6 protein-coding genes and 1 pseudogene are annotated in these 3,871 nt (G+C 30.0%); all 7 read left to right on the top strand.

Going from position 1 to position 3,871, the window contains the following annotated elements; all coding sequences use genetic code 11:
• Positions 1 to 302, top strand: a pseudogene (locus HMPREF9075_RS13360) (hypothetical protein); the annotation flags it as partial.
• A gap of 176 nt (positions 303 to 478) precedes the next feature.
• On the top strand, positions 479 to 778 hold the full coding sequence (locus HMPREF9075_RS01165; protein WP_009414763.1) for a hypothetical protein: 300 nt from the start codon (positions 479 to 481) through the stop codon (positions 776 to 778).
• Positions 779 to 1,073: 295 nt separating this feature from the next.
• Positions 1,074 to 1,478, top strand: coding sequence for an SUKH-4 family immunity protein (locus HMPREF9075_RS01160; RefSeq protein ID WP_009414762.1), 405 nt, complete (start codon positions 1,074 to 1,076; stop codon positions 1,476 to 1,478).
• A 34-nt stretch (positions 1,479 to 1,512) separates the two neighbouring features.
• Positions 1,513 to 1,842: an RHS repeat domain-containing protein gene (locus HMPREF9075_RS01155; RefSeq protein WP_369797051.1), complete on the top strand. Its 330-nt coding sequence runs from the start codon at positions 1,513 to 1,515 to the stop codon at positions 1,840 to 1,842.
• Positions 1,843 to 2,149: 307 nt separating this feature from the next.
• A complete protein-coding gene (locus HMPREF9075_RS01150) occupies positions 2,150 to 2,743 on the top strand; it encodes a DUF416 family protein (RefSeq protein WP_009389298.1) in 594 nt (197 codons plus the stop codon).
• 111 nt (positions 2,744 to 2,854) lie between these two features.
• Positions 2,855 to 3,376 (top strand): RHS repeat-associated core domain-containing protein, encoded by a 522-nt coding sequence (locus HMPREF9075_RS12740; RefSeq protein WP_255351810.1) that lies wholly within the window; start codon positions 2,855 to 2,857, stop codon positions 3,374 to 3,376.
• A 9-nt stretch (positions 3,377 to 3,385) separates the two neighbouring features.
• Positions 3,386 to 3,814, top strand: coding sequence for a hypothetical protein (locus tag HMPREF9075_RS01140; RefSeq protein WP_009414759.1), 429 nt, complete (start codon positions 3,386 to 3,388; stop codon positions 3,812 to 3,814).
• Positions 3,815 to 3,871: the final 57 nt, after the last annotated feature.

The following is a 3,871-nucleotide window of genomic DNA, read 5'->3' as shown; positions in this document are numbered from 1 at the left end:
CTGAAAGCGGTACTTATATTAGCCAAGACCCGATTGGTCTTGCTGGGGGAAATCCTACACTATATGGGTATGTGAAGGATAGCAACTGGTGGGTGGATAGGTTCGGGTTAGATTGTGCTACAATACATCATTATGAAGGTGATCAAAACAATCGTTTCGGGCATTATAGTATAGAAGTTGATAATGGGGAAGAAATATTTCATACTCACCAAGTAATAACTTCTACAGATTTATCTAAAACAACTATTATTACTGTTTCCGATGATATGATTCCCTCTAAATCTATCTATAGACATCCCTAATGCTATATCAGCAATAGATTATCAAAAATCATTAATAGGAAAAGATTTAGGAGCATATGATGTAAAAACTAATAGTTGTGTTGATCACATCTCTAAAGTATTAAGAGAAGGAGGTATAGATATTCCTAAATCTCCTTTAGGGCAAATGAAATATTTAAAAGAATTAGGTTTTTAGTATGGCATACTTTTTATATAGAAAAGATTTAGCTTTTTTTGTATCTCCTAAAATTGCAGAATGTATCATTAATAATCTAGAAATAGAAGATTCGGAGATTATGATTATAACTTTTACTTTTCTAGGTGATAGATATAAAACAATTATAGATAGAGAATTTGCAAACAAATACTATATTATGAATGAAGATGTTTTTGATTTAGAAACAGATTATAAAGAAGAATTATTTTTTGAGTTAAAACCTGTTCCTTATTCATTATTTAATAATTTTCTCTCTAAGAATAATATACACTGGCAGTAGGTAATGTATCAGATGTGTTGTTAAAAGCACAACAACTTAACTATTAGTAAAATACAAAATGACTAAAACCTTATTTTTCTTTACCTATAATAGAGACAAGTGTTTTTTAATCCTATAAAGCGCTATAAATAGTGCGAGGGGAATTGGCAAATTATGAATTATGAATTCTGAATTTTGAATTGTGGGACGGGTAGGACGGGGAGAGAATTGTGAATTTTGAATTGGGCACGAGCTACAAGCTCGCGCCAGCGGGGGTAAAAGAACTAAAGAAAAACAATAAACATCATTAAAAAATATGGATAAAATAGAAATATTAAATATATTACACAATAATATTAATTTATCTTTTTTAGGTATTAGTTTTTATGACTATACGCATGAAAAGATAATTGATGGAAGAACTTTTTATATTATTGGTTCTGATTATGAAGATGAATTAGGAATTAACGTAGAAACAGGAAATATCTATACAATTTCATTAGAAGAGTTAACTTTTGTAAATTCTTCACTTGAACAATTCATAAAGTGCATTAAAACAGTTAAACGTATTGTAATTTTTGAGGAAGACTTTAAAGAAGAAAAGAGACATAAGCAAGTTGAGTTTTTGAGAAATCAATTCTTAAAGATTGATAAAGAATGTGTTAGTATGAACAATTGGTGGTATTATATTCTTGAACAAATAGAAGAAGGATTACTATAATTACAATTTAAGTTCCGTTAAGAAGAGAAATTTTATACTTATAAAAATACTTATTTTTAGTATCCTCACCGACCACTTAGGAACGCCATACGAGGCGTATGATGAAAACGGGCAGAAGGTGTGGAGTGCAGAGTATGACCTCTATGGCAATATACATACCCTTGAAGGTGAGAAAGGTTTTATACCATTCCGCTACCAAGGGCAGTATGAGGATATTGAAACAGGGCTGTATTACAATCGTTTCCGTTATTACTCGCCTGAGAGCGGTACTTATATTAGCCAAGACCCGATAAGGTTGGCAGGGAATAATCCTAATTTCTATGGGTATACCTTTGATAGTAATACTGAGGTTGTCTCGTCCTAAAATAGGTTTACAATAATAAGTCTTAAGAGTAAAGGCTAAAGGTATGCAAAAACAAAGAAAGTAACTAAATACTTCTAACTTTTAAAAGAGAGTAGCCTGAAGAAGAAAAAGTTTTTTAATCACTTTGGGGTGGAATTGGCGTATTGGGGTACGAGCTGCAAGCTCGCACCAGCGGGGAGCGAGGGGAATTATGAATTTTGAATTCTGAATTTTGAATTGGGTACGAGCGACACGCTTGCGCCAGCGGGGGGCAATTGGAAGATAAAGATATAAAAGTTGAGAAACATAATCATTAAAATTATCCTCTATGGTATTTGAAGATATAAAAAAAGAGAAAATTGATGAAATGTCTTATAATGAATATACTTTATATTCTCTTTGGAACACAGAGAGAATGTTCTCTTTGTTTAATAAAAGCTTCTTTAGGTTAGAAACTATTAACATTTTATTCAGAATGAAAAACTATTTATGGAACTTCCTATATAATAATGTGAGAGACTTATCAATAGAAAATAAATTAGAAAATTTAGAGAGTTTATTTCTGACTGAACAAGATAATGTTATTGCTCTAAATATGATTATCTGCTTAGATACTACTTATAATTGTGTAATTAATAGAAAGAATAAATCTTTTACTACTTTTTATTATGTTTATGATATAATTCAACAAATAATTCTAATTAAATCAAACAATATAAAAATAATAACAGACGAAATAGAATATATTTTAGATAACAATATGTTTATCAAAGATGAAATTAATAGACAGTTATCTATAATCCAAAGAATTGAAACAAACAAAATTAACAAAGATTTTATTCAAAAAGTAAAAAATGATGCTATTACAAATAAAATACCATTTGATGAGATTCTACCAATAGAACATTTAAAAGGCAGATAACTATACATATTAATAATTAAGAACTTGAAAAAAGAGAGAAATTACCTACAATGAAGCAGGCGAGCGTTATCGCCTTGAAAGAGATGCCAATGGTAAGGTGATAGTTCGTTTATTCCTTTCTTATATCAAGGACAGTATTATGATGAGGAGATTGGGTTAGCTTATAACCGTTTCCGTTATTACTCACCTGAAAACAGTACTTATATTAGCCAAGACCCGATTGGGTTGGCAGGAAATAATCCTAATTTCTATGGGTATACCTTTGATTGTAATACAGAGGTGGATGTTTGGGGGTTAACGATTGGAGATAGAACATTTAAATATGTAATTCAACAAGGGGATTCGAACGGAGGGTGGGTGCATATTGATCTAAGACATGTCAGTGGAGGGCACTCTAGAGGTGAAGGTGATTTATTTACGAGAGGTACAACAAGAGATCATTTGGAAAAAGCTGCAAATAAAATTGTAAAAAAAGGTAAAAGAATAACTAAGGATATAACTAAGAAAATGCAATCTTTTGAAATGAAAATCAAAATAAAAGGAAATAAGAAAGAGCTTGTCAGAGTTTATGTTGACACCATTGAAAAGAAAATAATTACAATATTCCCTGCTAGAGGAAATGGAAATCACTAAAAATATTATATGACTATTAAATTTGATATTGCATCAACATACGATGAAAAAATTTCTGAATTTGAATTAGGAGATATAACTATTCAGCAATCGGAATTTATTATAACAAGCAAAAGGGACAAAGCCCCCTATCAAAATTTTATGCTTTTCCCTACACTGACTAATTTTCTGTATAGTCTGAGAGATAGCATTTCTAAAAATCAAAAGAATATTACGTTTACAGCGTTAGATTCTTCTTTTGAATTTCATTTAGAAATTTATAAAGATATGATTATTTTAGATAAGAAAATAGAAGTCCCTCTCAATATTTTTTTGAATACTGTATATGGAGCTTCAATGAGTTTATATTTAAATTATAAAGGAAAAGTAGATAATAGTAATGGTATTTTAGATGAATTTAAAACAGAATTAGATAGTTTTAAAAGAATTTTATTCTAAAAGTGAGTTTTTTATCAATAAGGGGCGTATGATGAAAATGGGGAAAAGGTGTGGGCA

It is taken from the genome of Capnocytophaga sp. oral taxon 332 str. F0381 (assembly GCF_000318275.2).
GTDB lineage: Bacteria > Bacteroidota > Bacteroidia > Flavobacteriales > Flavobacteriaceae > Capnocytophaga > Capnocytophaga bilenii.
This window is presented reverse-complemented; position numbering and strand designations above follow the sequence as displayed.